The sequence below is a fragment of the Actibacterium sp. XHP0104 genome, from assembly GCF_025751515.1.
Taxonomy (GTDB): Bacteria; Pseudomonadota; Alphaproteobacteria; order Rhodobacterales; family Rhodobacteraceae; genus Actibacterium_D.
In genome coordinates, this window is the sequence record NZ_JAOWLE010000007.1 from 124,942 (window position 1) to 151,092 (window position 26,151).

Here is a 26,151-nt window from a genome sequence, read left to right on the forward strand (position 1 = left end):
GGAGGTCAGACATGTATGCACAAATGATCAAGACGGCACGTTCGGGCGTTAAGTCGCGCGAAGAAATGTCGGAACAGGAACGCGAGTTCCAGGACAAGGTCGACAACAACATCAAGATCGAGCCGCAGGACTGGATGCCCGATGATTATCGCGCGACCCTGATCCGCCAGATGGGCCAGCACGCCCACTCCGAAGTTGTCGGCCAGCTGCCCGAGGGCAACTGGATCACCCGCGCCCCCACGCTGGAACGCAAGGCGATCCTGCTGGCCAAGGTGCAGGACGAGGCCGGTCATGGCCTCTATCTCTACTCGGCCGCCGAGACCCTGGGCGAGACCCGCGACGAGCTGGTCAACCTGCTGCACGAAGGCAAGATGAAATACTCGTCGATCTTCAACTACCCGACGCTGAACTGGGCCGATATCGGTGCGGTCGGCTGGCTGGTCGATGGTGCGGCGATCGTGAACCAGGTGGCGCTGCAGCGCACGTCCTACGGCCCCTACAGCCGCGCGATGATCCGCATCTGTAAGGAAGAAAGCTTTCACGCCCGCCAGGGTTATGATGCGATCCGTGTGCTGGCCCAAGGCTCGCCCGAGCAAAAGAAGATGGCGCAGGACGCGCTGAACCGCCTGTGGTTCCCGGCGCTGATGATGTTCGGCCCGTCCGACAGTGAATCCGTGCACTCGGAACAGTCGATGGCCTGGAAGATCAAGGTCAAGTCGAACGACGAGCTGCGCCAGCAATTCGTCGATCAGACCATCCCGCAGATCGAATATCTGGGGCTGGATCTGCCCGATCCGAACATCAAGTGGAACGAAGAGCGCGGCCATTACGATTTCTCGGAACCGAACTGGCCGGAATTCTTCGACGTCATCAAGGGCAACGGCCCGTGCAACGTCGACCGCATGGAAAAGCGCGTGGCGGCCTGGGAAGACGGCACCTGGGTGCGTGACGGCCTGCTGGCCCATGCCCGCAAAAAAGCAGCCCAAAAGATCGCGGCCGAGTGATCAGGCCCGCATAGGAGGAGAATTGAAATGAAAAACGAATGGCCCCTGTGGGAAGTTTTCATCCGCGGCCAGCATGGCCTGAACCACCGTCACGTCGGCTCGCTGCACGCACCTGACGCCGAAATGGCGATCAAGAACGCGCGCGACGTCTATACCCGCCGCAACGAGGGCGTGTCGATCTGGGTCGTCGAGGCCCGCCACATCGCCGCCTCGGCGCCGGGCGACAAAGGCCCGCTGTTCGACCCGTCGGAAAGCAAGATCTACCGCCACCCGACCTTCTACGACATTCCCGAAGAAGTGGGGCATATGTAATGGCCGAGGTTGATCAGAAAGCTCTGTTCGAGTTCCTGCTGCGGATGGGGGATAACACCCTTGTTCTGGGGCACCGGGTGTCGGAATGGTGCGGTCACTCGCCCATTCTGGAGGAAGACATCGCGCTGGCCAACACCGCGCTTGACCTGATCGGTCAGACCCAGCTGTGGCTGGGCCTGGCGGGCGAGGTCGAGGGCAAGGGCCGCAGCGCCGATGATCTGGCCTTTCTGCGCGACGTCTGGGATTTCCGCAACGTGCTGCTGACCGAGCTGCCCAACGGCGATTTCGGCCGCACCCTGCTGCGCCAGTTCCTGTTCGATGCCTGGGCCTCGATCATGCTGGGCCGCCTGCAGAAAAGCAGCGACCCGCGCATTGCCGCGATTGCCGAGAAGGCGTCGAAAGAGGTGGCCTATCATGTCGAGCGTTCGGCCGACACGGTGGTCGGCCTTGGCGATGGCACCCAGGAAAGCCACGACCGCATGCAGGCGGCGCTGGAGTATCTGTGGCCCTATGTGGGCGAGATGTTCCAAAGCGATGACGTCGATGCCGCCATGGTTGCCGCCGGGATCGCCCCCGATCCGGCCGGCCTGCGCGCCGAGTATGACGCGCTGATCGGTGCCGTTCTGGACGAGGCGACGCTGACCCTTCCCAAGGGCGACTTTGCCCATAAGGGCGGGCGCACGGGCTATATGCATACCGAGCATCTGGGTCACATGCTGTGCCACATGCAGTGGTTGCAGCGCGCCTATCCCGGCTGCGACTGGTAAGCCCCATGGCACGGCCAAGCGTTGAACAGGTTTGGGAATGGCTGGATGCCGTTCCCGACCCCGAGATCCCCGTGATCTCGCTGGTCGATCTGGGCATCATCCGCGATGTCGCCTGGGATGACGACACGCTGGTCGTGACCGTGACGCCAACCTATTCGGGCTGCCCGGCCACGAGCATCATCAATCTGGATATCGACACCGCCCTGCGCGGCCACGGTATCGAGAAGCTGACGCTCAAGCGCCAGATCAGCCCGGCCTGGACGACCGACTGGCTGTCGGAAAAGGGACGCGAAAAGCTGAAAGGCTTTGGCATTGCGCCCCCGATCGACGGCACGGCGGCGGACGGGGTGCTGGCAGGGCGCGTGTCGCGGCTGGCCCATGGGACCAATCTGACCATCGAATGTCCGCGCTGCGGATCCACGAATACCGAACGACTAAGCCAATTCGGCTCGACCCCATGCAAGGCCTCCTACAGATGCAAGGACTGCCTGGAACCGTTCGACTATTTCAAATGCATCTGAGCCAGAGGAGGAGAGGCTCGTCATGTCACGATTTCATCCGCTCGAAGTGACGGATATCCACAAGGAGACCCGCGACGCCGTCGTGGTGACCCTGGCGCCGCGCGCCGAGGATGCCGCTGCATTCGACTTTACTCAGGGTCAGTATCTGACCTTCCGCCGCGAGTTTGACGGCGAAGAGCTGCGCCGGTCGTATTCGATCTGTGCCGGTCTGGACGAGGGTGTTCTCAAGGTCGGTATCAAGCGCGTCGATGGTGGTGCGTTCTCGACCTGGGCCAACGAAGAGCTCAAGGCCGGCGACGTGCTGGACGCGATGCCGCCCATGGGCAAGTTCTACACCCCGATCGACCCCTCTGCGGCCAAGAGCTATCTGGGCTTTGCCGGCGGGTCGGGCATCACGCCGCTGCTGTCGATCATCAAGACGGTGCTGACGCGCGAGCCCAACTCGACCTTCACGCTGGTCTATGCGAACCGCCAGATGGGCTCGATCATGTTCCGCGAGGAACTGGAGGACATCAAGAGCACCTATCTGGGCCGGTTCTCGCTGATCCACATCCTGGAAACCGAAAGCCAGGATATCGACCTTTTCACCGGTCGGATCGACGCCGAAAAGATGGACGCGCTGTTCCGTCTGTGGATCGACGCCGAAAGCGTGGACACCGCCTTTATCTGTGGCCCCGAGCCGATGATGCTGACCATTGCCGAAAGCCTGCGCAAGCACGGCCTCAGCGACGGCCAGATCAAGTTCGAGCTGTTCGCCTCGTCGCAGCCCGGCCGTGCCAAGGCGCGCGCCGTGTCGAAAGAGGCCGCCAGCGCGGGCAATACCTGCGAGGTGTCGGTGACGCTGGATGGCGGCACGCGCACCTTCCAGATGCCCAAGGACGGGTCGTTCATTCTGGATGCCGCGCTCGATAACAAGATGGATGCGCCCTATGCCTGCAAGGCCGGGGTGTGCTCGACCTGCCGTGCCAAGGTTCTGGAAGGCGAAGTCGAGATGGAGGCCAACCACGCGCTTGAGGACTACGAAGTCCGCGCCGGTTACGTGCTTTCGTGCCAGTGTATTCCGCTCTCTGACAAGGTGGTGCTCAGCTATGACGAATGAATCCGATACCATGTCGATCGAGGACTATCTGGCCAAGGGCGGCAAGCTGTCCTCGCCGGAAAACGTGCCGGTGCGCTATCGCGCCGAGCTGATGCGCCTGATGTCGTCTTTCGTCGACAGCGAATTGGCGGGGTCTGCCGGCTTTGCCGATGCGATCAACCAGGCGCCCGGTATCCGCGAGCGGATCGCCGCCAGCCGGATCGTTCTGGAAAAGGCCGCGCATGCCGAAAAGGTGCTGGACCTGATGAGCGATTTCGGGACCGACAAGGCCAAGTACAACCAGTCGCATGACTGGTCGGCCCGCGGCCCGCGCGACACCCATGTCGATACCCGCCGTCAGGGCGGCGACATGCGCCTGTCGGTGTTCCATTACCCGCTGTCGGGCTGGGCCGATGCCTGCGTCATGAACGCGCTGATGGGCATGGCCACTGTGGTGCAGATGGACGAGATGACCGGTGTTTCGTACGCGCCGCTGGCCGATGTGATCCGCGAGATCGCCCCGGTCGAAAAGCGCCACATGGAGCTGGGTCTGGAAGGTCTGGAGCGCCTCGCCGAAGGCGATGAGGGCCGGGCTGCGGTGAAAGAGGCGGTTGCCTACTGGTATCCGCGCGTGGCCGAGACCTTTGGCGCCGCCGGGTCTGACCGCTATGACCGCCTGGCCAAGCTGGGCCTGCGTCATACCACCAACGAAGACCTGCTGGCCCGGTGGAAGGCGGATGCGGATGCGCGTCTGGCCGAGCTGAAGCTGGCCTGATCCGGAAGGAAAGACGATGAAGGACACGGTCGTGAAACCGCGCCGTCTGGAAAGCTATCTTGCCGGTGCCTGGAGAACGGGCGCTGGTGAGGGTTCTCCGATTGCCAATGCCGCCACTGGCGAGGTCCATGCCCTGATCGGCACCGATGGGCTGGATTTCAAGGGGGCGCTGGAATGGGGGCGCAGTGTCGGCGGTGCCGCGCTGCGAAAGATGACCATCCATGACCGTGCCCTGATGCTCAAGGCGCTGGGGCTGAAACTGCTCGACATGCGTGACGAGTTCTATGCCGAGAACTATGCCACCGGCGCGACGCGCAAGGACGGCTGGCCCGATGTCGATGGTGGCATCGGCACCATGCTGACCTTTGCGTCCAAGGCGCGGCGCGAGCTGCCCAACGTGAAGGTGCTGGCCGAAGGTCCGGTCGAGCCGCTGTCGGCGGACGGATCGTTCGTGGGCCAGCATATCCTCAGCCCGATGGAAGGCGTTGCTATCCATATCAACGCCTACAACTTCCCGGTTTGGGGGATGCTGGAAAAGATCGCGCCCTCGCTGATCGCGGGGATGCCCTGCGTGGTGAAACCCGCCTCGCAGACCGCCTATCTGACCGAGCTGGTCGTGCGGCGGATGCTGGAAACCGGCCTGCTGCCCGAAGGCGCGTTGCAGATCGTAACCGGCAGCGCCGGCGACATGCTGGATCACGTGACCGAGCAGGATGTCGTGACCTTTACCGGCTCGGCCACCACCGGGCGGATGCTGCGCACGAAATCGGCGATCGTGAACAACTCGGTCCGCTTCACGATGGAGGCCGACAGTCTGAACGCCTCGATCCTGGGCGCGGATGCCGGGCCCGGAACGCCCGAATTCGACCTGTTCGTCAGGGAAGCCGCGCGCGAGATGACGACCAAGGCCGGGCAGCGATGCACCGCGATCCGTCGGATCGTCGTGCCCAAGGCGCATGAGCAAGCGGTGATCGAGGCGATCTCGGCGCGGCTGCAACAGGTGCCGGTGGGGCTGCCGCAGGACGAGAGCACCCGCATGGGCGCGCTGGTGTCGCTGTCGGACCGCGACGGCGTGCGCGAAAAGATCCGCCAGCTGCAAGAGGATGCCGAGATCGTCTGCGGCTCGCTGGAAGATGTGCGCCTGACCACGGGCGATGCGTCGGCGGGGGCATTCATGAACCCCGTTCTGCTGCACTGCGCCGACCCGATGCGCGCCGAGAACGTGCATTCGATCGAGGCCTTTGGTCCCGTCGCCACGGTGATGGGATACGAGGACGCCGCGCAGGCGGTCGAGATTGCCCGCATGGGACGCGGGTCGCTGGTATCGTCGCTGTTTACCAACGACACCGACATCACCGCCGAGATCGTCGGCGGGCTGGCCACGTTCCACGGCCGGGTTCTGGTGGGCAACCGCGAGACCGCGAAATCTTCGACCGGGCATGGCTCGCCCCTGGCGGCGCTGATCCATGGCGGCCCCGGCCGCGCAGGCGGCGGCGAGGAAATGGGCGGCATTCGCGGCGTCAAGCATTTCATGCAGCGCACCGCCGTTCAGGGCTCACCCCGGATGCTGTCGGCGATCACCGGCCAATGGATCGAGGGCGCCGAGACCCGCGCCGATATCCATCCGTTCCGCAAGTCGCTGGCCGAGCTGCGGATCGGCGACCAGATCGTCACGGCGGCGCGTCAGGTCAGCAAGGACGATGTCGAGCATTTCGCCAACTTCACCGGCGATACGTTCTATGCCCACATGGACAGCGCGGCCGCCAAGGCCAACCCGTTCTTTGATGACCGCGTGGCGCATGGCTATCTGATCGTGTCGTTTGCCGCGGGCCTGTTTGTCGAACCCAATCCCGGCCCGGTGCTGGCGAACTATGGCGTCGACAATCTGCGTTTCATGACGCCGGTCTATTTCGGTGACACGTTGCAGGTGCGGCTGACCTGCAAGGAAATCAACCCGCGTGCGGGTGGCGATTACGGCGAAGTGCGCTGGGATTGCCGGGTGACGAACCAGAATGACGAGGTCGTCGCCCAGTATGACGTGCTGACGATGGTGGCCAAGACCTGGCCGCTGGAGTCTGCCGAATAAAGGGCAGGCCGGGCGGGGAAGCCTGCCCGGCGCTTACCGAACGGCCTTGATGCCTTCGAGTAGCAACGTGGTGGCGATCTGCGCATAGTCTTCGCGGCTAAGCGCGCCGCCATCACGGAACCACATGTAGACCCAGTTCAGCATGCCAAACAGCGACATGGTCACCGGCATCAGCAGCGGGCGTGCGGGGTTGTCGAGCTCGGGGTGGATCTGGCGGATCACATCCGAGAAATGCCGCACGATGCGGCGTTCCAGCGCGGTGATGGTGGCCTTTTGCTCGTCCGACAGGGCCGAGCCCGCGTTCAGCTGCACCTTGTGCTGTTCGTCGGCGCCGCGATAGGCGTTCAGCACGGTCGTGACCAGCTTTTGCAGATGTTCGCGCGGGGGCAGGGTGGGGTCGATGGCCTTGGCCAGGGCTTTCTCAAGGTCTTCGAGATGGGTGTGGATGATCGCAAAGATCAGCGCATCTTTTGACGGGTAGTAATGATACAGCAGCGACTTGGACACGCCGGCCTCTGACGCGATCTGTGACATCGATGCCTTTTCCATCCCGACGGTCGCAAAGATATGCGCCGCGTCCAAGAGCAGGCTGTGTTGTTTTTCCTCGAAATCTCTGGCGCGAGTGCGGGCCATTGTCGGGTGCCTTCCGGTTTTCGTGAAGCGGCAATAGGGGCGTGGCGCCCCTATTACTTCGTGCTTTCAGAATTTACCACCCGGTCGGTGATTATTTGGGCCGGTTGTCAACCACGCGTTTGGCCTTGCCTTCCGAGCGTGCGATCTGGTTGGGATCGTGGACCTCGATCTTGGTCGAAACACCCACCACCGACTTGATATGATGCGCCAATTCGCGCGACGAGGCCGTGCGGGCATCGGCGCTGGCGTGATCTTCCTTGCATTCGACATGCACGACCATCGCATCCATGCGGTCCTTGCGGATCAGCTCGATCTGGAAATGCGGGGCCAGGCCGGCGCATTTGAGGATCTGTTCCTCGATCTGGGTCGGGAAGACGTTGACGCCACGCAGGATGATCATGTCATCGCTGCGGCCGGTGATCTTTTCGATCCGGCGCATCGAGCGCGCGGTGCCGGGCAGCAGGCGGGTCAGGTCGCGGGTGCGATAGCGCACCATCGGCAGGCCCTCTTTGGTGAGGGTGGTAAAGACCAGCTCGCCCATCTCGCCGTCGGGCAGAACCTCGCCGGTATTGGGGTCGATGATTTCAGGGTAGAAATGATCTTCCCACACATGCAGGCCGTCTTTGGTTTCAACGCATTCGTTGGCGACGCCGGGGCCCATGATTTCGGACAGGCCGTAGATATCGACAGCGTGCATGTCAAAGGCCTGCTCGATTTCCTGGCGCATCTGGTTGGTCCAGGGTTCGGCGCCGAAGATACCGACCTTGAGCGAGCTTTCGCGCGGGTCGATGCCCTGGCGGTGGAACTCGTCGAGGATCGACAGCATGTAAGAGGGGGTGACCATGATGATGCCGGGTTTGAAATCCTGCATCAGGGTGACCTGGCGTTCGGTCATGCCGCCCGAGATCGGGACGACGGTACAGCCCAGGCGCTCGGCCCCGTAATGGGCGCCAAGGCCGCCGGTGAACAGGCCATAGCCATAGGCGACGTGGCAGATATCGCCGGGGCGGCCACCCGAGGCGCGGATCGAGCGCGCGACCACATCGGCCCAGACGTCGATGTCACCCTTGGTATAGCCAACGACGGTCGGCTTGCCCGTGGTGCCCGAAGAGCCGTGGATGCGCACCAGTTGATCCTGGGGAACGGCAAACATTCCAAAGGGATAGCTGTCGCGCAGATCCTGCTTGTAGGTAAAGGGGAACTTGGACAGATCGGCCAGGGTTTTCAGGTCGCTGGGGTGCACGCCGTGGTCGTCGAACCGCTTGCGGTAAAACGGCGAGTTCTCATAGGCGTGGTTCAGCGAGCGGCGCATACGGTGGTATTGCAGGGCCGAGATCTCATCACGCGAAGCAATCTCGATCGGGTCCAGCATATTGCGGCTCGGGGTCAGGTCTTTCATGGGCTCTCCTCCCTAGGCATCTTGGACGGGGCTGCCGTCGGCGTTCAAGAATGTTCTGTTGATTGTGCGCGAATGGCCACGGAACTGGACCAGAACGGTGCCGTCCTCGCGGGTCAGCACGATGTCGTAGATCCCCGAGCGGCCGGTGCGCGACACCTGTTTCGCGGTGGCGGTCAGCCGGTCGCCAAGGGCGCCGGGTGCCAGGTATGTGATCGAGCAATGCTGCGCCACCGTCACCTGGTTGTAGGTGTTGCAGGCAAAGGCAAAGGCGCTGTCGGCCAGCGTGAACAGATAGCCGCCATGGGCATTGCCATGGCCGTTGGTCATGTTCTCGTTCAAGGTCATGCGCAGCGTGGCCTCGCCGGGGGCGATGTGGATCAGCTCCATCCCCAGGCGCTGCGAGGCGCTGTCGTCGTTCCACATTTCTCGGGCGCAGGCCTCGGCCAGCTGCTGAGGGGTCATCTCGTCAAGACGGGGCATGGTTATTGTCCCTTGAAGTTCGAGGGGCGCTTTTCCAGAAACGCAGTGACGCCTTCGGCATAGTCGTCGGTCAGCCCGGCCTTGCGCTGGCAGTCACGCTCCATGTCGAGATGGGTATCCAGATCATTGGTCGCCGCGGCCTGGATCAGGCGCTTGGTCAGGCCCAGGCCCACGGTCGGGCCGGCGGCCATGCGCGCGGCCAGTGCGGTGGCTTCGTCCATCAGGGCGTCATCCTCGACAGCCTTCCAGATCAGGCCCCAGTCGGCAGCGGTTTCGGCCGGCAGCGGCTCGGCCGTCAGGGTCAGCGCCTTGGCCCGCGGTTCGCCCAGGATGCGGGCCAGAGACCAGCTGCCACCGGCATCGGGAATCAGGCCGATCTTGGAAAAGGCCTGGATGAACTTGGCCGATTTGGCGGCCAGAACGATGTCGCAGACAAAGGCGATATTGGCGCCCGCACCGGCGGCCACGCCGTTCACGGCGCAGATGATCGGTTTGTCGAGGTCGCGCATCAGCCGCAGGGTCGGATTATAAAGCGTATCCAGCGTTTGCCCCAGGTCGGGCTTGGGCCCGCCCTTGCGCGGATCGCGCTGGCCCAGATCCTGGCCGGCACAGAATCCCCGTCCGGCGCCGGTCAGCAGCACGGCGCGAATCGCGGGTTCGTCATGAGCGCGCTGGATTCCGGCGCGCAAAGCCAAATGCATGTCTTCATTGAAGGAATTAAGCCGGTCCGGCCGGTTCAGCGTCAATTTCAGCACGCCGCCTTCCAGCGACGAAAGAACAGTTTGTTCCGTCAATACAGCCTCCCTGCGCCCTCCTCATGGGCGATTGAGATTAACTCTTGCATAAATCGACCGGTCGGTCAATGATGCGAGTCGAGATGAGGGGGAAAACATGCCAGACTTCTTTGAGAATCACAGGCATCTTCTTGAGCGTGCCGTAGCGGCACTGAAAACGCGTGAGTTCTGGACACCCTTTCCCGAGGTGCCCAGCGGCAAGATTTACGGCGAAACCGCCCGTGTCGATGGTGAGGCTGCGTTCGAGGCGCTGATTGGTCAGCCCTTTGATCTGCCCGGCCATCCCGACGAGTCGCGCGTGGGCGCAGAGACATCACCTTGGGGTCGCGACGTTGCAATCACCTATCCGGCGGCGTCGGTCGATACTCTGGTGTCGGCCTCGCAGGCCGCCGGGGCCGATTGGGCCGCTGCTACGCCCGAGGCGCGTGTGGGTGTTTGCCTGGAGGCGCTTAAGCGTCTGAACGCGCAAAGCTTTCTGATCGGCCATGCCACCATGCACACGACCGGCCAGGCCTTTGCCATGGCCTTTCAGGCCGGTGGTCCGCACGCGCAGGATCGCGGGTTGGAAGCCGTGGCGGCGGCCTGGGACGAGATGACCCGCACCGCGCTGAACGCGGTCTGGGAAAAGCCGCAGGGCAAGATGGACCCGATCGTGATGGAAAAGCGGTGGGAAATCCTGCCGCGCGGCGTGTCGGTCATGATCGGCTGCAACACTTTCCCGACATGGAACGGCTATCCGGGCCTGTTTGCCAGCCTGGCCACCGGCAACACCGTCATCATCAAGCCGCATCCGCGCGCAATTTTGCCGCTGGCGCTGACCGTGCGCGTGCTGCGCGAGGTTCTGGCCGAGGCCGGCCTGCCGCGCGACGCGGTGCTGCTGGCCGCCGATCGGCCCGGCGCCGAGATCACCAAGGATCTGATCGCCCGCCCCGAGGTCGCAATCATCGACTATACCGGCTCGTCCGTGTTTGGCGATTACATCCGCGCCAATGCCGGGCAGGCGCTGGTGTTCACCGAGGAAACCGGCGTCAACTCGATCACCATCACCGGTGCGCCCGATTTCAAGGGCATGTGTTCGAATATTGCCTTTTCGCTGTCGCTTTATTCGGGGCAGATGTGCACCTCGCCGCAGAATATCTATGTGCCCAAGGACGGGATCGACACCGATCAGGGGCACAAGTCCTTTGACGAGGTCGCGCAGGGCATTGCCGGCGCCATCGACAAGCTGCTGGGCGATGACGAGCGCGCCGCAGGGGTCTGTGGCACGATCGTCAACCCCGCCACGCTGGAACGTATCGCCAAGGCGCGCGCCGCGGGCCGGGTGATCCGTGACAGCGCCGAGACCGGCCATGGCCAAAGCGCGACGCCGCTTTTGATCGCCGTTCAGCCGGGCGAGGGTGCGTTGCATCACGACGAATGTTTCGGCCCGATCTCGTTCTTTGTGCCCTGTGACGACGCGCGCAGCGCCATTGACCAGGCCGCCGATATCGCCGCCGCCAAGGGCGCGATCACGGCGGCGCTTTACGCCACCGACGAGGCGCTGGTCGATCACGCGGCGCGGGCCTTTGCGCGGGCAGGGGTCAACCTGTCGGTCAACCTGACCGGCAATATCTACGTCAACCAATCCGCAGCGTTTTCCGATTTCCACGTCACTGGCGCCAACCCTTCGGGCAACGCCAGCCTGACCGACACGGCATTCGTCGCGTCCCGTTTCCGGCGGGTCATGATCCGCCGTCTGAAAGTGGCCTGAGGCCACCTGTTACACCTGGATACCAATGGGAGGATCATCCATGAAGTCTTTCACCACCACCGCCCTGGCCACCCTGATTGCAGTGGGTGCCGTCAGCGCCGCGCAGGCCGAGATTCGCATCGGCGTCAGCGTTGCCGCGACCGGCCCCGCCGCGTTCCTGGGCGACCCCGAGGCCAAGACCATCGAGATGCTGGTCGAAGAGCTGAACGCCAATGGCGGCATCAACGGCGAGCAGGTCGAACTGATCGTCTATGACGACGGCGCCGACCCGAACAAGGCCCGCACCTTTGCCACCCGTCTGGTCGAAGATGACGAGGTTGTCGCGATCATCGGTGGCTCGACCACCGGCACCACCATGTCGATCATGGACGTGGCCCAGGAAGAGGGCATTCCCTTCATTTCGCTGGCCGGTGCCATCGCGATCATCGACCCGGTGCGCGAATATGTCTTCAAGACCCCGCATACCGACCGCATGGCCTGTGAGAAAATCTTTACCGACATGCAGGCCCGCGGCATCAGCAAGGTTGGCATGATCTCGGGCACCGACGGCTTTGGCGCCTCGATGCAGGCCCAGTGCAAGGACGTGGCCGGCAATTTCGGCGTCGAGATCGTGGCCGACGAGACCTATGGCCCGCAAGACGCCGACATGACCCCGCAGCTGACTCGCATCAAGAACACCGACGGTGTGCAGGCGTTGCTGAACCCCGGCTTTGGCCAGGGCCCGGCGATCGTCACCCGCAACGTGCACCAGCTGGGTATCGAACAGCCGCTGTATCAAAGCCACGGCGTGGCCTCTGACGGTTTCATCAAGCTGGCCGGTGCCGAGGCCGCCGAGGGCGTTCGCCTGCCGGGCACCGCGCTGCTGATCGCCGAGCTGCTGCAAGAGGGCGACGCCCAGCGTGAGGTCGTGCAGGGCTACAAGGCCGCTTATGAGGCCAAGTATGGCGAAAGCGTTTCGACCTTTGGCGGTTATGCCCATGACGCGTTCGCGCTGATGGTTGATGCCATTGCGCGCGCCGGTTCGGATGATCCGGCCGAGATCCGCAACGCGCTGGAAGCCACTGCCGGCCTAGTCGGCACCACCGGCACCTACACCTTCAGCGCCCAAGACCACCTGGGCCTGGATCTGAGCGCCTTCCGGATGCTCGAGATCACCAATGGCGGCTGGTCGGCGGTCGAGTAACCGCACCGGCACGCGGCCGGGTTTCTGACCTGGCCGCTCGTCCCGGCGGCCGCATAGCCGCAGGGCTTATCTGAACATCCAATCGCACAGGAGCTGCCGATGGACGGTTTGATGCAGTTCATTTTCTCGGGTCTGACGGTCGGCGCGGTCTACGCGCTGGTCGCGCTGGGATTCACCATCATCTACAACGCGTCGGACGTGGTGAACTTTTCGCAGGGCGAATTCGTCATGCTGGGGGGTATGATCACCGTTTTCACGTTTGAGGCGGGGCTGCCCCTGCCGCTGGCGGCGGTGGTCGCCATCGCGGTGACCGCAGGCGTGGGCGTGGCGCTGAACAAGCTGGCGATCGAGCCAGCGCGGGGCGCGCCCGTGGTGTCGCTGATCATCATCACCATCGGGGCGTCGATCCTGATCCGGGGCGCGTCGCAGCTGATCTTTGACAAGCAGCTGCACCGCTTTCCGGCCTTTTCCGGCGACGAACCCCTGCAGGTGCTGGGCGCGACCATTCTGCCGCAAAGTCTGTGGGTGATCGGCGGCGCGCTGCTGGTTTTCGTGGCACTGTGGCTGTTCTTTACCAAGACCCTGACCGGCAAGGCGGTGCTGGCGACGGCGAACAACCGTCTGGCGGCCCAGCTGGTCGGGATCAACACCAACTATGTGATGACGCTGTCCTTTGCGCTGTCGGCGGCCATCGGCGCGCTGGCCGGTGTGCTGGTCACGCCGATCACGCTGGTGGGCTATGACGTGGGCGTGGGCCTGGCGCTGAAGGGCTTTGCCGCGGCGATGCTGGGCGGCATGGGCAACCCCAAGGGCGCGCTGGTCGGCGGCCTGCTGCTGGGCCTGTGCGAGGCTCTGACCGCGGGTTTCCTCAGCTCGCAATACAAGGAAGCCGTGGCCTTTGTGATCATCCTGGCGGTTCTGTTCGTGATGCCGCAGGGCCTGTTTGGCCGCAAATCCACCGAGAGGGTCTGAGCCATGAACATGCAATCGAAATGGACACAGATTGCCATTCTGGTGGCACTGATCGTGATCCTGCCGGTGTTCTTTCCGTCGGGCTATTACTACCGCGTCGGCGCGCTGATCTTCGTGAACGCGCTGTCGGTTGTCGGGCTGGTCATCCTGATCGGCTTTGCCGGTCAGATCAGCCTGGGCCACGCGGGCTTTGCCGGGATCGGCGCGTTTTCCTGCGCGTTGCTGCCGGTGCATTTCGGCCTGCATCCGGCCATCGCCGTGCTGGTGGGCGCGCTGCTGTCGGCGTTGATCGCCGGGATGATCGGGCGGCCAATCCTGCGGTTGCAGGGCTACTACCTGGCCGTTGCCACGCTGGGTTTCGGCGTGCTGATGTCGATGGTTCTGACCAACGAGCGCGAGCTGACCGGCGGCCCCGACGGGATGCGCGTGGCCGATCTGGGCCTGCGCGAAGTGCTGCGTGACATGGGCCTGAAACTGTCGGGCGGCGAGTTCTGGTATGCCATGTGCGGGCTGGTGCTGGTGATCGGCGTCTGGGTGGCGCTGAACCTTTACAACAGCCCCACCGGCCGGGCGATGCGGGCACTGCACGGCTCCGAAGTCGCCGCGCGCACCGTGGGCATCGACGTGGCCAGCAAGAAACTGCAGGCCTTTGTGATCTCGGCCATCTACGCCTCGGTCGCGGGGTCGCTCTTGGCGCTGCAAAACGGGTTCATCACGCCGGATGTTGCCGGGTTCATGCACTCGATCGAGATGGTGACCATGACCGTTCTGGGCGGGGTCGGCTCGATCCTGGGGGCGATCCTGGGCGCGGCCATCCTGACGCTGTTGCCTCAGGTGCTGACCGTCTTTGCCGAATATGAACAGCTGGTGCTGGGCGCGGTGATGATCCTTGTGATGATCTTCCTGCCGCGCGGCCTGCTGCCGTCGATCGCCGCCAAGCTGCGGGGGAGGGGAGAATGAGCCTTTTACAAGTTCAGGGTCTGGGGATCAGCTTTGGCGGGATCCGGGCCGTTCACGATGTCAGTTTCAACGTCAAGGCGGGCGAGATCGTCTCGGTCATCGGGCCGAATGGCGCCGGCAAGACGACGCTGTTCAACATGATCTCCAGTATCTACCGGCCCGACAGCGGCACGGTGCATCTCGAGGGCAAGGACATCACCGCCACCGAACCGCACCGCCTGGCGCGGCTGGGAATGTCGCGGACCTTTCAGAACCTTCAGATCTTTCAAGAGATGACGGTGCTGGAAAACGCGATCGCCGGCTATCACATGCAGGAAAGCGGTCCGTTGTGGCAGGATCTGTTCGCGCTGCCCGGATCGCGTCGCCGTGCTGCCAAGGCGCGCGAGGGCGCCTATGAGCTGCTGGCGCGGGTGGGGCTGAAGAACGCCGCCGAGCAAGAGGCCGGCAACCTGTCTTACGGCGCGCTGAAACGGCTGGAGATCGCGCGGGCGCTGGCGACCGAACCCAAGGTTCTGTTGCTGGACGAACCGGCGGCGGGCTGTAACGCGGTCGAGACCGAAGAGATCGACGAGCTGATCGCCGAAACCGCGAAAACGGGCATCGCGATCCTGCTGGTCGAACATGACATGAAGATGGTGATGCGGATCTCGAACCACATCGTCGTTCTGGATCATGGCGAAAAGATCGCCGAGGGCGACCCGGCGACCGTCAGCCAGAACCCCGACGTGATCGCCGCCTACCTGGGCACCGGAGAAGAGGAGGCAAGCCATGCTGACGGTTGAGGGCCTTCGGTCGAAATACGGCCGCATCGAGGTGCTGCACGGGATCGACCTTGAGGTGCGATCGGGCGAGATCGTCACCGTGGTCGGCGCCAATGGCGCGGGCAAGACGACGCTGTTGAAATGCCTGTCGGGCACCCAGCCCGTGACCGGCGGCGAGATCACCTTTCGCGGTGAGATGCTGACCTCGGTCGCGGCGTTCAAGCGGCTGAAACGCGGGCTGGCGCAATCGCCCGAGGGGCGGCAGATCTTTACCAACCTGTCGGTCGAGGAAAACCTGCGTCTGGGTGCGTTCCTGTTCTCGGATGACCGGGTCGAGCGCGACATGGAAGACGCCTATCAGACCTTCCCGATCCTGCGCGAGAAACGCAACCTGGCCGCGGGCGGGTTGTCGGGCGGGCAGCAACAGATGCTGGCCATCGCGCGCGCACTGATGGGGCGGCCGTCCTGCCTGCTGCTGGATGAGCCGTCGATGGGCCTTGCGCCGCTGCTGGTCGCGCAGATCTTCGAGGTGGTCTCGGGCCTCAAGGAACGTGGCGTGACCGTTCTGCTGGTGGAACAGAACGCCTTTGGTGCGCTAAAGATTGCAGATCGGGGCTATGTGATGGAAACCGGGCGGATCACCATGACCGCCGATGCGGACGAACTGATCGCCGACCCCCGTATCCGTGAGGCCTATCTGGGAATTTGACATGAGCATCGTGAACATTCGCCGCGAGGGCGAGATCGCCGTCGTCACCGTCGACAATCCGCCGGTCAACGCCATTTCGGCCGAGCTGCGCCAGGGGCTAAGCGATGCCGTCGCCGCGCTGGATGCCGATGCGGCAGTGCGGGCGGTGGTGCTGACCTGCGCGGGCCGCACCTTTATCGCCGGGGCGGATGTTCGTGAATTCGGCAAGCCGCCGATCCCGCCGCATCTGCCCGATGTGGTCAACGCGATCGACAATGCCGCCAAGCCCTGGGTTGCCGCCATTCACGGCGCGGCGCTGGGCGGCGGGTTCGAGATCGCCATGGGCTGTCGGTTCCGCGTGGCGGTGGCCGATGCCATGATCGGCCTGCCCGAGGTGACGCTGGGCATCATTCCCGGCGCGTCGGGCACGGTGCGCACCCCGCGTCTGGCCGGGGTCGAGGCGGCGGTGTCGCTGGTCACGACCGGCAAGCCGATGAAGGCGCCCAAGGCCCTTGAGGCCGGGCTGATCGACGCGGTGATCGAGGGTGATCTGCTGCCCGGTGCCATCGCCTTTGCCCGCGATGCGCTGACCCGCGACCTGCCACAGCCGCTGTCGGCGCGTCCGCTGGCGCCGATGTCTGATGAGTTCTGGCAAGGGGCCCGCAAGGCCGCGTCCAAGGCGGGCCATCAGGCGCCGCTGCGCGCGCTTGACAGCATCCGCAATGCGACCGAGGTGCCGTTTGACGCGGCCATGCAGTATGAGCGCGAAACCTTTCTGGACCTGCGCGCCGGGGACGAGGCGGCCGCGCTGCGCCATGTGTTCTTTGCCGAACGCGCCGCGCCGCGCCCGGCCGTGATCGACGGGATCGACCCGCGCCCGGTCACCCGCGTGGGCGTGATCGGCGGCGGCACGATGGGTGCCGGCATCGCCGCCGCCTGCCGCAATGCCGGCCTGCCGGTGGTGCTGATCGAACGCGATTCCGATGCCGCCGCGCGCGGCCTGGCCAATGTGACCAAGGTGTTCGACGGTGCCCGCGCGCGCGGTATCCTGTCGGACGAGGCCCATGCCGAACGCCTGGCCGGCCTTGGGACCAGCGACGACTATGCCGCGCTGGCCGAATGCGACCTGGTGATCGAGGCGGTGTTCGAAGAGATCAGCGTGAAACGCGACGTGTTTGCCCAGCTGGGCCAGCATTGCCGCACCGATGCCATTCTGGCGACCAACACGTCCTATATCGATCCGCGCCTGATCGCCGAGGGCCTGCCGCATCCCGAACGTTTCATCGGGCTGCACTTCTTCAGCCCGGCGCATATCATGAAGCTGCTGGAAATCGTGCCTGCGCCCGAGACCGCGCCCGAGGTTCTGGCCGCCGCCTTTGCGCTGGCCAAGCGGCTGGGCAAGATGCCGGTGCGCGCCGGGATCTGCGAGGGGTTCATCGGCAACCGCATCCTCAAACGCTATCGCGCCGAGGCCGAGGCCCTGGTCGAAAGCGGTATCGCCATTGCCGATATCGACGCCGCCATGCGCGGATACGGGTTCAAGATGGGTCCGTTCGAGGCGCAGGATCTGGGCGGGCTGGACATTGCCTATCTGCAACGCGAAGGCGCCCGGGCCGAGGGGCAGGACGTGCCGGAAACCCTGGGCGACATCCTGGTGCGCGCGGGCCGCAAGGGGCAAAAGACCGGCGGCGGCTGGTATGACTATGCCGAGGGCGACCGCAAGCCGCGCGTGTCGGATACGGTGGCCGGGCTGTTGGCAGGACGCATTGCCGGGCAGCGGGTGATGGATCTGGCCGATATCGCGGCGCATCTGGTCGGGGCGATGGCGGCCGAGGGCCAGGCCATTCTGGACGAAGGCATAGCCGATCAGGCCTCAGACATCGACCTGGTCGAAATCCACGGCTATGGCTTTCCGCGCTGGAAGGGCGGGCCGATGTTCGCCGCCGGGCGCGCTTAGGCCTGACCCCACAAGATCTTGCGCTTTCCGGCCACCTTCTCGCGCTCTTCGCGCAGGTGGCCGATGCGGAAGGACCGCTCGACGAAATCAATGTGGTCGCGCGCGGCCTTGGCAGCGGCCTCGGCATTGCCGGCAAAGATCGCATCCGCGATGGCGTGGTGCTGGGCCAGCAGCTGGCTGCCCGCAAAATCGATCGAGCGCAGGTAGTTGCGGTTGTAGAACACGCCGCGTTTGGTCAGGTCATAGATCGACGCCATCATGTGGATCAGGGTCGAGTTGTTGCTGGCATCGACAATCGCGGTGTGAAAGTTGATATCGGCGATTTTCGAGGCCTCAAGGTCGTTGGCCTCATGCGCGGCGTCCATCCGGTCAAGAATACCCTGAATGATATCCTTGTCGGTCTGGGTGGCGCGTTCGGCTGCCAGACGCGCGGCAAAGCTTTCCTGCTCGCGCCGGTATTCCAGATAATCATAGAACGCCTCGGGATGGCGGGCGTAAAGATCCATGAAGGCCGGGGTCATCGCGGTGCCGGTCAGCTTGGCGATGAACGATCCCTCGCCATGCTTGACCTGCAACAGGCCGTCGTCCTCGAGCTGTTTCAAGGCCTCGCGCAGCTTGGGGCGCGACACTTCCAACAGCTCTGACATCTCGCGTTCCGAGGGCAGGCGGGTGCCTTCCTTGAGGATGCCGTTCACGATCATGGTCTCGATCTGGTGGATCACCGCATCGGCCACCGAATCATGCGCGATGGGGTCAAAAATCGCTCTGGGCTTGTCCATCTGCGGATCCTTGCGCTGTTTTGCTATGGGCTTACTGGTAATTTATCTTGCCCTCTGAAAAATTCAAGCCATTGCATCTGATCTGGCGGTCCGGGTTGGCCTGCGGGCGGTTAGCCCTCTGAAAATCATGAAAAATGTGCGGATTATGCAGTGTCACTCCGCCATGGCGCTTTGGCGCCCGGGTGTTGCCGAGGCGTAGGGTTGGGCGTCGAGTGTGGCGATAGTGGTAAATAAAATTGTTGACTGAATGCAGTGGATAAATAATTTTACCACGAACGCCGAAACGGGCGTTGGCCGGCTGGAGAGGGCCGGTTTCAATCCTGGAGGAGACATCATGAAGAAACTCACTTCGCTGGCCGTGGCGGTATCGCTGCTGGCCGCCCCCGCCGCTTTTGCCGCCGACAAAATCCTGCTGAAAACCCCGATCGCTTTCTCGACCGCCCTGCCGGGGCTGGGTTCGCCCATTCCGCGCGTCGCCGAGCAGCTGGACCTGATGTCCGCCGGGACGCTGAAGATGAAGGTCTATGAGCCGGGCAAACTGGTTCCGCCCTTCGAGATCCTGGACGCCGTGTCGTCGGGCAAGATCAACTCGGGCTATACCACCGCGGGCTATTGGGCGGGTAAAATCCCTGCTGCGCCGCTGTTCTCGGCCGTTCCCTTTGGCCCCGAGGCGGGCGAATACATGGCCTGGCTGTATTACGGCAATGGCATGAGCCTGTATCAGGAGATGTATGATCAGGCCGGTTACAACGTGAAGGTTCTGCCCTGCGCGATCATCGCGCCCGAGACCTCGGGTTGGTTCGCGAAAGAGATCAACAGCCCCGCCGACCTTGAAGGCCTGAAGATGCGCTTCTTCGGCCTGGGCGGCAAGGTGATGCAGAAACTGGGCGTGGCGACCTCGCTGTTGCCGGGTGGCGAAATCTTCCCGGCGCTGGAAAAGGGCGCCATTGATGCGACCGAATTCTCGATGCCGGCCATCGACGCGCGCCTTGGGTTCCACAAGCTGGTAAAGTTTAATTACTTCCCCGGCTGGCACCAGCAGGCGACCGTGTTCGAACTGCTGATCAACAAGGACACCTGGAACGAGGCAACCGACCAGCACAAGGCCATCATCGAGAACGCCTGCAAGGCCTCGATGGCTGACAGCTTTGCCGAGGGCGAGGCGATCCAGTTCACCGCAATGAAGGACAACGTCGACAACAACGGCGTGACCATCAAGCAGTGGAACGACGAGATGCTGGCCACTTTCCGCACCACCTGGGACGAGGTTGCCGCCGAAGAGGCCGCCAATGACGCGTTCTTTGCCAAGGTTCTGGGCGACATGAACACGTTCCGCGACGGCTATGCCCTGTGGAAAGAAAACGCGTTCCTCCCGCGCAAGTAAGTCCACCGATGCAGGGGCGCCCCGGACGGCGCCCCTGCGCATTTGATTTCCATTCCTGATCGCCGGCGGTGCCTTTCGCCCGCCTTGCGTCGTTCCCGGAGGAAAAGTGATGTCTGACAATCTGCGCAGCGATGATCTTGTCGAGGTTTACGAGAGCATCCTTGAACATCCCGAACGCGACACCCAGCCCGCCGCCGTTTTCATCGACAAGGCGGTCAAGGGCATCGGCAATGTGGTGATGTGGGCCAACCTGCTGCTGGTGGCCGCAATCGTGTCGCAGGTGGCGATGCGCTATCTGCTGAACCAGAACTATCCCAAGCTGGACGAGATCCAGTGGCATTTCTATGGGCTGGTCACGATGATCGGCATTTCCTATGCGCTGGTCACCGACAGCCATGTGCGGGTCGACCTCTTGCATATGCAGCTTAGCCGCCGCGCGCAGCGGATCATCGAGGTGATCGGCATTCTGGCGCTGCTGGCGCCGTTCATCTGGCTGATGGTCGATCAGGGCTATGACTATTTCTATGAAAGCTGGCGGGTGAACGAACGCTCGGACAGCCCGACCGGCCTGCCGGGGCGCTGGGCGCTCAAGGCGGTGATCCCGCTTAGCTTTGCCCTGCTGGGTCTGGCGGCGGTTGCGCGGCTGATCCACGATTTGCGGGCGCTGATCGTCAACTATGCGGACGAACGCGAAGGCAAGGGCCTGCGGCTGATCGTCTGGGCGATCATCGGCTTTGGCGTGGTTGCGCTGGCGCTGAGCCTGCTGGTCGAGACCACCGAAGAAAAGCTGGTCATCGCCATGTTCATCACCTTTATCATGCTGCTCTTCACCGGGTTCCCGGTGGCCTGGACGCTGGCCGGGGTAGGGGTGCTGTATTGCGGTGTCGCCTATCTGTTCGACAACGGCATGATGAACTGGACCGGGCTGGAAGAAACCCTGACCGGGCTGGATTACCTGACGCTGGGCGCGGTGGTGAACCGGGTTTACGCGACCATGTCCAACGCGGTGCTGGTGGCGCTGCCGATGTTCATCTTCATGGGGCTGATGCTGGATGAATCGGGCGTGGCCGAAAAGCTGATGACCTCGATGCAGCGGCTGTTTGGAACGGTGCGCGGCGGCCTGGCGATCACGGTGACGATGATCGGCATCATTCTGGCCGCCTCGACCGGTATCATCGGCGCGTCTGTCGTGCTGCTGGGCGTGCTGTCGCTGCCCTCGATGATGGAGCAGAAATACAGCCCGCAACTGGCGGCTGGCGTGGTGTCGGCCTCGGGGACGCTGGGCATTTTGATCCCGCCGTCGATCATGCTGGTGATCATGGCCGACCAGATGGCCCTGTCGGTGGGCGACCTGTTCATGGCGGCGGTGTTTCCGGGCGTCATCATCGGGGCGCTGTACCTGACCTATATCTTCGTCATCGCGATGATCAAACGCGATGTCGCGCCTGTGCCCGAGGGTGCCAAGGCCCCCGACTGGGCGGCGGTCAAGGACGTGATGATCGCGGTTCTGCCGACGCTGGGCCTGATCCTGGCGGTGCTGGGGTCGATCTTTGCCGGTCTGACCACCCCGACCGAGGCTTCGGGTGTCGGTGCGCTGGGGGCGACGCTGCTGGCGCTGGGCTATCGCAAGCTGACCCTGCGCAAGCTGGTGAACGTGCTGAAGTCGACCTTCAACACCACCGCCTATATCTTTGCGATCTTCCTGGGTGCGACGGTGTTTTCCTATGTGCTGCGTGAACTGGGCGGCGATGCGCTGATCGAAGAGATGATCCTGGGCACCGGGTTCGGCCCGCATGGCACGGTTTTCGTGATCCTGTTCATCGTGTTCCTGCTGGGCTTTGTGCTGGACTGGATCGAGATCACCTTGATCGTTCTGCCCTTGATGCGTCCGATCGTGAATGCGCTGGGTCTGGATATTCCGGGCTTTGATGCGATCGACGAGCCGGCGCTGGTGTGGTTCGTGATCCTGGTGGCGGTGACCTTGCAGACCAGTTTCCTGACACCGCCCGTTGGTTTCGCGCTATTCTACCTCAAAGGCGTGTGCCCGCCCGAGATCCGCCTGACGGATATCTACAAGGGGATCATCCCGTTCGTGCTGTTGCAGCTGACCGGCTTGTTGATCGTCTACATGTGGCCCGCGCTGGCGACCTGGCTGCCGTCTGTCGCCTATTGAGGAGGGGGTCATGGATGATCATGCTCTGATCCAACGGTTGCGCGATATCTGCGGGCGTCGGCACGTGCTGACCGACGAGCGCCGCACGAAACGCTTCCGCTCGGGCTTTCGCTCGGGCGGGGGGGATGCCCTGGCGGTGGTGCAGCCGGCGACGCTGTTGGAGCAATGGCAGGTGTTGCAGGCCTGTGTGGCGGCGGACAAGATCGTCATCATGCAGGCCGCCAATACCGGGCTGACCGAAGGCTCGACGCCCAAGGGCAGCTATGACCGCGATGTGGTGCTGATCAACACCCGCCGGATGGACGGGCTGCGCCTGATCCGGCAGGGGCGACAGGTGCTCAGCTTTCCGGGGGCGACGCTGTTCGCGCTGGAAAAGCTGCTGGCCCCGATCGGGCGGCTGCCGCATTCGGTCATCGGCAGTTCCTGCATCGGGGCGTCGGTCGTGGGCGGGGTGTGCAACAACTCGGGCGGGTCGCTGGTCGAACGCGGGCCGTCCTATACCGAGATGTCGCTGTTCGCCCGCATCACCCATGACGGCCAGCTAGAGCTGGTCAACAACCTGGGCATCGACCTGGGCGACACCCCGGCCGAGATCCTGACCCGGCTGGAAAGCGGCGCATTCGACGAGGCCGACATCCGCGACGACAACCGCAAGGGGTCCGACACCGATTACGCCACCCGCGTGCGCGATATCGACGCCGCCAGCCCGGCCCGGTTCAACTCCGACAAGCGCCGCCTGCATGATGCGGCGGGCTGTGCGGGCAAGCTGGCGGTCTTTGCCGTGCGGCTGGATACCTATCCCCGCAACGAGGCCGAGCAGGTCTTTTATATCGGCACCAACGATCCCGCCCAGCTGACCGAACTGCGCCGGCGCATCCTGACTGATTGTTCCACCCTGCCGGTGTCGGCCGAATACATGCAGCGCGAGATTTTCGATATCTCGGCCAAATACGGCAAGGACACGGTGCTGATGATCGACAAGCTGGGCACCGACCGGCTGCCGCTGTTCTTTGCGATCAAGGGCGCGGTCGATGCGCGATTGAACGGCATTCCGGGGCTGCGCAATGTCACCGACCGGGTGATGCAGGCGCTGGCAACGGTCTGGCCGCGCCTCTTGCCGCGCCGGATGATGGACTATCGCGACCGGTTCGAACATCACCTGATCCTCAAGGCCCGCGACGGCGGTATAGCCGAGGCGCGCGCCCTGTTGCAGGATCTGTTCGCGCAGGGCGACGGCGATTTCTTTGAATGCACCGCGCGCGAAGGCAAGATCGCCGGGCTGCACCGCTTTGCCGCCGCCGGTGCCGCGATCCGCTATCAGGCCGTGCACTACGACCGGGTCGAAGGCATCCTGGCGCTGGATATCGCGCTGCGCCGCAATGACCGCGACTGGCTGGAGCAACTGCCGCCCGAGATCTCGGATCAATTGGTGCACAAGCTCTACTACGGCCATTTCCTGTGCCACGTGCTGCACCAGGATTACATCGTCAAGAAAGGCGCCGACATGGCGGCGCTCAAGGCGCGGATGCTGGCCATTCTCGACCAGCGCGGGGCCGAATACCCGGCCGAGCACAATGTCGGGCATCTTTACCCCGCCAAGCCCGACCTGGCCGCGTTCTATCGCGAGATCGACCCGACCAATTCGTTCAATCCCGGCATCGGCAAGATGTCGCGGCACAAGTTCTACCAAGATGACCCCCGCTAGCCGCGTGAGGTCAGAAAAAACCGGGAATGCCGGCCTGGGGGCGCACAGCGTCCTTGAAACGGCGCGCGGGACGGCTAAAGATGTCCCCGACACGACCTACATCATGCTCCGGCACTCGTTCAGAGGGTCGGGCAAGCCCGAAGAACTAGCAGGCGCGGCCGCATTCGCGGACCATGGTCGTTCGGCTCCTTCCCGGTTGGACCTCGCAGGCCCTCACAGGCTCGCGCTTCAGCTAAGGAGTGAGACATGAGTAGTCTACCATCTGACGACATTGATCCTATTGAGTCTCAGGAGTGGCAGGATGCCATTGCTGATGTGATTGAGCGTGACGGAGCGAACCGCGCGCATTTTCTGTTGGACAAGGCTGTTCAGCAGGCGCGTGCGGCGGGTGCGACCTTGCCGTTTTCGGCGACGACGCCGTATCAGAACACGATCCCCGCGGATGACGAGCTTGAGATCCCCGGCGATCTCGAGATGGAGTGGCGGATCCGGACGATCAACCGCTGGAACGCGATGGCGACGGTTGTGCGGCGCAACAAGGTGTCGTCGGAATATGGCGGCCACATTGCGTCCTTTGCCTCTTCGGCGGTGATGTATGACATCGGTCTGAACCATTTCTGGCGCTCGAAGTCGGCGATTCACGGCGGCGACCTGGTGTTCTTCCAGGGCCATGTGATCCCGGGGATTTACGCGCGCTCTTTCATGGAGGGCCGGATCAGCGAAGAGCAGCTGGAGAACTTCCGTTCCGAGGTCGCGGGCAACGGGCTGTCGTCCTATCCGCACCCCTGGCTGATGCCCGATTACTGGCAGTTCCCGACGGTCAGCATGGGCCTTGGCCCGCTGATGGCGATCTACCAGGCACGGTTCATGAAGTACATGCACAGCCGCGGCCATATTGACATGGCCGACCGGAAGGTGTGGTGCTTCCTGGGCGACGGCGAGATGGACGAGCCCGAAAGCCGCGGCGCGATCGACCTTGCGGCGCGCGAGAACCTCGACAACCTGATCTTCGTGATCAACTGCAACCTGCAGCGCCTGGACGGCCCGGTGCGCGGCAACGGCAAGATCGTGCAAGAGCTCGAGGGCGACTTCCGCGGCGCGGGCTGGAACGTGGTCAAGCTGCTCTGGGGCAAGGGCTGGGACCAGCTGCTTGAGAAGGACACCAGCGGCAAGCTGCGCCAGCTGATGGACGAGACGGTGGATGGCGATTACCAGACCTTCAAGTCGAAGGACGGCGCCTATATCCGCAAGCATTTCTTCGGCAAATACCCCGAGACGGCGGCGCTGGTCGAGGACTGGACCGACGAACAGGTCTGGTCGCTGAGCCGCGGCGGGCATGACCCGCAAAAGGTCTATACCGCGTTCAAGCGCGCGACCGAGACCAAGGGCCAGCCGACCTGCCTCTTGGTCAAGACGGTCAAGGGCTATGGGATGGGCACGGCCGGCGAAGGCCAGAACACCACCCACCAGCAAAAGAAGATGGCCGAGGACCAGCTGCGCGCCTTCCGCGACCGCTTCAAGATCCCGGTCAGCGACGAGGACCTGCCCAAGGCGCCCTTCGTGGCGCTGAACAACGCGCAAAAGGCCTATCTGGCCGAGCGTCGCCAGGCGCTTGGCGGCGATTTCCCCAAGCGCGAGTGGCGCGAGGCGCCCAAGCTCGAGATCCCGCCGCTGGCGACCTTCGAGGGCCAGCTCAAGGGCACGGGCGAGCGCGAGATCTCGACCACGATGGCCTTCGTGCGGATCCTGACCACGCTGTTGCGCGACAAGAAGGTCGGCAAGAACGTGGTGCCGATCGTGCCCGATGAATCGCGCACCTTCGGGATGGAGGGTCTGTTCCGCTCGGTGGGGATCTACAACCCGCTGGGTCAGAACTATACGCCCGAGGATGCCGACCAGATGATGTTCTACAAGGAATCGGTCGATGGCCAGGTTCTGCAGGAAGGCATCAACGAGGCCGGCGCCATGGCCGACTGGATCGCCGCCGCGA

23 protein-coding genes are annotated in these 26,151 nt (G+C 63.6%); 18 read left to right on the forward strand and 5 right to left on the reverse strand.

What is annotated here, in order from left to right; genetic code table 11:
• The first annotated feature begins 11 nt into the window (after window positions 1-11).
• Genes paaA through paaZ form a run of 7 tightly spaced genes read left to right on the forward strand, consistent with a single transcriptional unit; the run spans window position 12 to window position 6,543 of the window.
• Window positions 12-1,004, forward strand: coding sequence for a 1,2-phenylacetyl-CoA epoxidase subunit PaaA (gene paaA / locus OE856_RS11960; RefSeq protein WP_263716361.1), 993 nt, complete (start codon window positions 12-14; stop codon window positions 1,002-1,004).
• 27 nt (window positions 1,005-1,031) lie between these two features.
• A complete protein-coding gene (paaB, locus tag OE856_RS11965; RefSeq protein WP_263716362.1) occupies window positions 1,032-1,316 on the forward strand; it encodes a 1,2-phenylacetyl-CoA epoxidase subunit PaaB in 285 nt (94 codons plus the stop codon).
• Window positions 1,316-2,083 carry a 1,2-phenylacetyl-CoA epoxidase subunit PaaC gene (paaC, locus tag OE856_RS11970; RefSeq protein WP_263716363.1) on the forward strand — a complete coding sequence of 256 codons (768 nt, stop codon included), beginning with the start codon at window positions 1,316-1,318 and terminating at the stop codon, window positions 2,081-2,083. The genes paaB and paaC overlap by 1 nt, the downstream gene beginning before the upstream one ends.
• A gap of 5 nt (window positions 2,084-2,088) precedes the next feature.
• Window positions 2,089-2,604 (forward strand): 1,2-phenylacetyl-CoA epoxidase subunit PaaD, encoded by a 516-nt coding sequence (gene paaD, locus OE856_RS11975; RefSeq protein WP_263716364.1) that lies wholly within the window; start codon window positions 2,089-2,091, stop codon window positions 2,602-2,604.
• A gap of 22 nt (window positions 2,605-2,626) precedes the next feature.
• Window positions 2,627-3,703, forward strand: coding sequence for a 1,2-phenylacetyl-CoA epoxidase subunit PaaE (gene paaE, locus OE856_RS11980; protein WP_263716366.1), 1,077 nt, complete (start codon window positions 2,627-2,629; stop codon window positions 3,701-3,703).
• On the forward strand, window positions 3,693-4,457 hold the full coding sequence (locus tag OE856_RS11985) for a Phenylacetic acid catabolic protein (protein ID WP_263716367.1): 765 nt from the start codon (window positions 3,693-3,695) through the stop codon (window positions 4,455-4,457). Before paaE ends, OE856_RS11985 begins: the two co-directional genes overlap by 11 nt.
• Window positions 4,458-4,473: 16 nt before the next feature.
• The gene (gene paaZ, locus OE856_RS11990; protein WP_263716368.1) at window positions 4,474-6,543 is read left to right on the forward strand and encodes a phenylacetic acid degradation bifunctional protein PaaZ; all 2,070 of its coding nucleotides are present in this window, start codon (window positions 4,474-4,476) and stop codon (window positions 6,541-6,543) included.
• Window positions 6,544-6,576: 33 nt separating this feature from the next.
• On the opposite strand, the gene OE856_RS11995 is transcribed toward paaZ, so the two are convergent.
• The 4 genes from OE856_RS11995 to paaG all read right to left on the reverse strand — a co-directional run bounded on the left by OE856_RS11995 (window position 6,577) and on the right by paaG (window position 9,849).
• Window positions 6,577-7,176 (reverse strand): TetR/AcrR family transcriptional regulator, encoded by a 600-nt coding sequence (locus OE856_RS11995; protein WP_263716369.1) that lies wholly within the window; start codon window positions 7,174-7,176, stop codon window positions 6,577-6,579.
• 91 nt (window positions 7,177-7,267) lie between these two features.
• Window positions 7,268-8,575: a phenylacetate--CoA ligase PaaK gene (gene paaK / locus OE856_RS12000; protein ID WP_263716370.1), complete on the reverse strand. Its 1,308-nt coding sequence runs from the start codon at window positions 8,573-8,575 to the stop codon at window positions 7,268-7,270.
• 12 nt (window positions 8,576-8,587) lie between these two features.
• Window positions 8,588-9,037, reverse strand: coding sequence for a hydroxyphenylacetyl-CoA thioesterase PaaI (gene paaI, locus OE856_RS12005; RefSeq protein WP_263716386.1), 450 nt, complete (start codon window positions 9,035-9,037; stop codon window positions 8,588-8,590).
• Window positions 9,038-9,057: 20 nt separating this feature from the next.
• A complete protein-coding gene (paaG, locus tag OE856_RS12010) occupies window positions 9,058-9,849 on the reverse strand; it encodes a 2-(1,2-epoxy-1,2-dihydrophenyl)acetyl-CoA isomerase PaaG (protein ID WP_263716371.1) in 792 nt (263 codons plus the stop codon).
• Between the two features lie 97 nt (window positions 9,850-9,946).
• Between paaG and paaN the strand changes: the two genes are divergently transcribed.
• From paaN to OE856_RS12045, 7 genes are all read left to right on the forward strand, one after another.
• The gene (gene paaN / locus OE856_RS12015; protein WP_263716372.1) at window positions 9,947-11,599 is read left to right on the forward strand and encodes a phenylacetic acid degradation protein PaaN; all 1,653 of its coding nucleotides are present in this window, start codon (window positions 9,947-9,949) and stop codon (window positions 11,597-11,599) included.
• A gap of 40 nt (window positions 11,600-11,639) precedes the next feature.
• A complete protein-coding gene (locus OE856_RS12020; protein ID WP_263716373.1) occupies window positions 11,640-12,782 on the forward strand; it encodes an ABC transporter substrate-binding protein in 1,143 nt (380 codons plus the stop codon).
• A 99-nt stretch (window positions 12,783-12,881) separates the two neighbouring features.
• Window positions 12,882-13,754 carry a branched-chain amino acid ABC transporter permease gene (locus tag OE856_RS12025; protein WP_263716374.1) on the forward strand — a complete coding sequence of 291 codons (873 nt, stop codon included), beginning with the start codon at window positions 12,882-12,884 and terminating at the stop codon, window positions 13,752-13,754.
• A 3-nt stretch (window positions 13,755-13,757) separates the two neighbouring features.
• A complete protein-coding gene (locus OE856_RS12030) occupies window positions 13,758-14,714 on the forward strand; it encodes a branched-chain amino acid ABC transporter permease (RefSeq protein ID WP_263716375.1) in 957 nt (318 codons plus the stop codon).
• A complete protein-coding gene (locus OE856_RS12035) occupies window positions 14,711-15,496 on the forward strand; it encodes an ABC transporter ATP-binding protein (RefSeq protein WP_263716376.1) in 786 nt (261 codons plus the stop codon). Before OE856_RS12030 ends, OE856_RS12035 begins: the two co-directional genes overlap by 4 nt.
• A complete protein-coding gene (locus tag OE856_RS12040) occupies window positions 15,483-16,184 on the forward strand; it encodes an ABC transporter ATP-binding protein (protein ID WP_263716377.1) in 702 nt (233 codons plus the stop codon). Before OE856_RS12035 ends, OE856_RS12040 begins: the two co-directional genes overlap by 14 nt.
• A gap of 1 nt (window position 16,185) precedes the next feature.
• Window positions 16,186-18,120: a 3-hydroxyacyl-CoA dehydrogenase NAD-binding domain-containing protein gene (locus tag OE856_RS12045; RefSeq protein ID WP_263716378.1), complete on the forward strand. Its 1,935-nt coding sequence runs from the start codon at window positions 16,186-16,188 to the stop codon at window positions 18,118-18,120.
• Here the strand turns inward: OE856_RS12045 and OE856_RS12050 are convergent.
• Window positions 18,117-18,899 (reverse strand): FadR/GntR family transcriptional regulator, encoded by a 783-nt coding sequence (locus tag OE856_RS12050; protein WP_263716379.1) that lies wholly within the window; start codon window positions 18,897-18,899, stop codon window positions 18,117-18,119. The two genes, OE856_RS12045 and OE856_RS12050, sit on opposite strands and share 4 nt — an antisense overlap.
• Before the next feature lie 331 nt (window positions 18,900-19,230).
• Between OE856_RS12050 and OE856_RS12055 the strand changes: the two genes are divergently transcribed.
• From OE856_RS12055 to aceE, 4 genes are all read left to right on the forward strand, one after another.
• The gene (locus OE856_RS12055) at window positions 19,231-20,283 is read left to right on the forward strand and encodes a TRAP transporter substrate-binding protein (protein ID WP_263716387.1); all 1,053 of its coding nucleotides are present in this window, start codon (window positions 19,231-19,233) and stop codon (window positions 20,281-20,283) included.
• A 109-nt stretch (window positions 20,284-20,392) separates the two neighbouring features.
• The gene (locus OE856_RS12065; RefSeq protein ID WP_318527643.1) at window positions 20,393-22,456 is read left to right on the forward strand and encodes a TRAP transporter large permease subunit; all 2,064 of its coding nucleotides are present in this window, start codon (window positions 20,393-20,395) and stop codon (window positions 22,454-22,456) included.
• Window positions 22,457-22,466: 10 nt separating this feature from the next.
• Window positions 22,467-24,161 carry a D-lactate dehydrogenase gene (dld, locus tag OE856_RS12070; RefSeq protein ID WP_263716380.1) on the forward strand — a complete coding sequence of 565 codons (1,695 nt, stop codon included), beginning with the start codon at window positions 22,467-22,469 and terminating at the stop codon, window positions 24,159-24,161.
• A gap of 246 nt (window positions 24,162-24,407) precedes the next feature.
• Window positions 24,408-26,151, forward strand: a 1,744-nt coding sequence (aceE, locus tag OE856_RS12075) for a pyruvate dehydrogenase (acetyl-transferring), homodimeric type (protein ID WP_263716381.1), incomplete at its 3' end; no start/stop codon positions are given.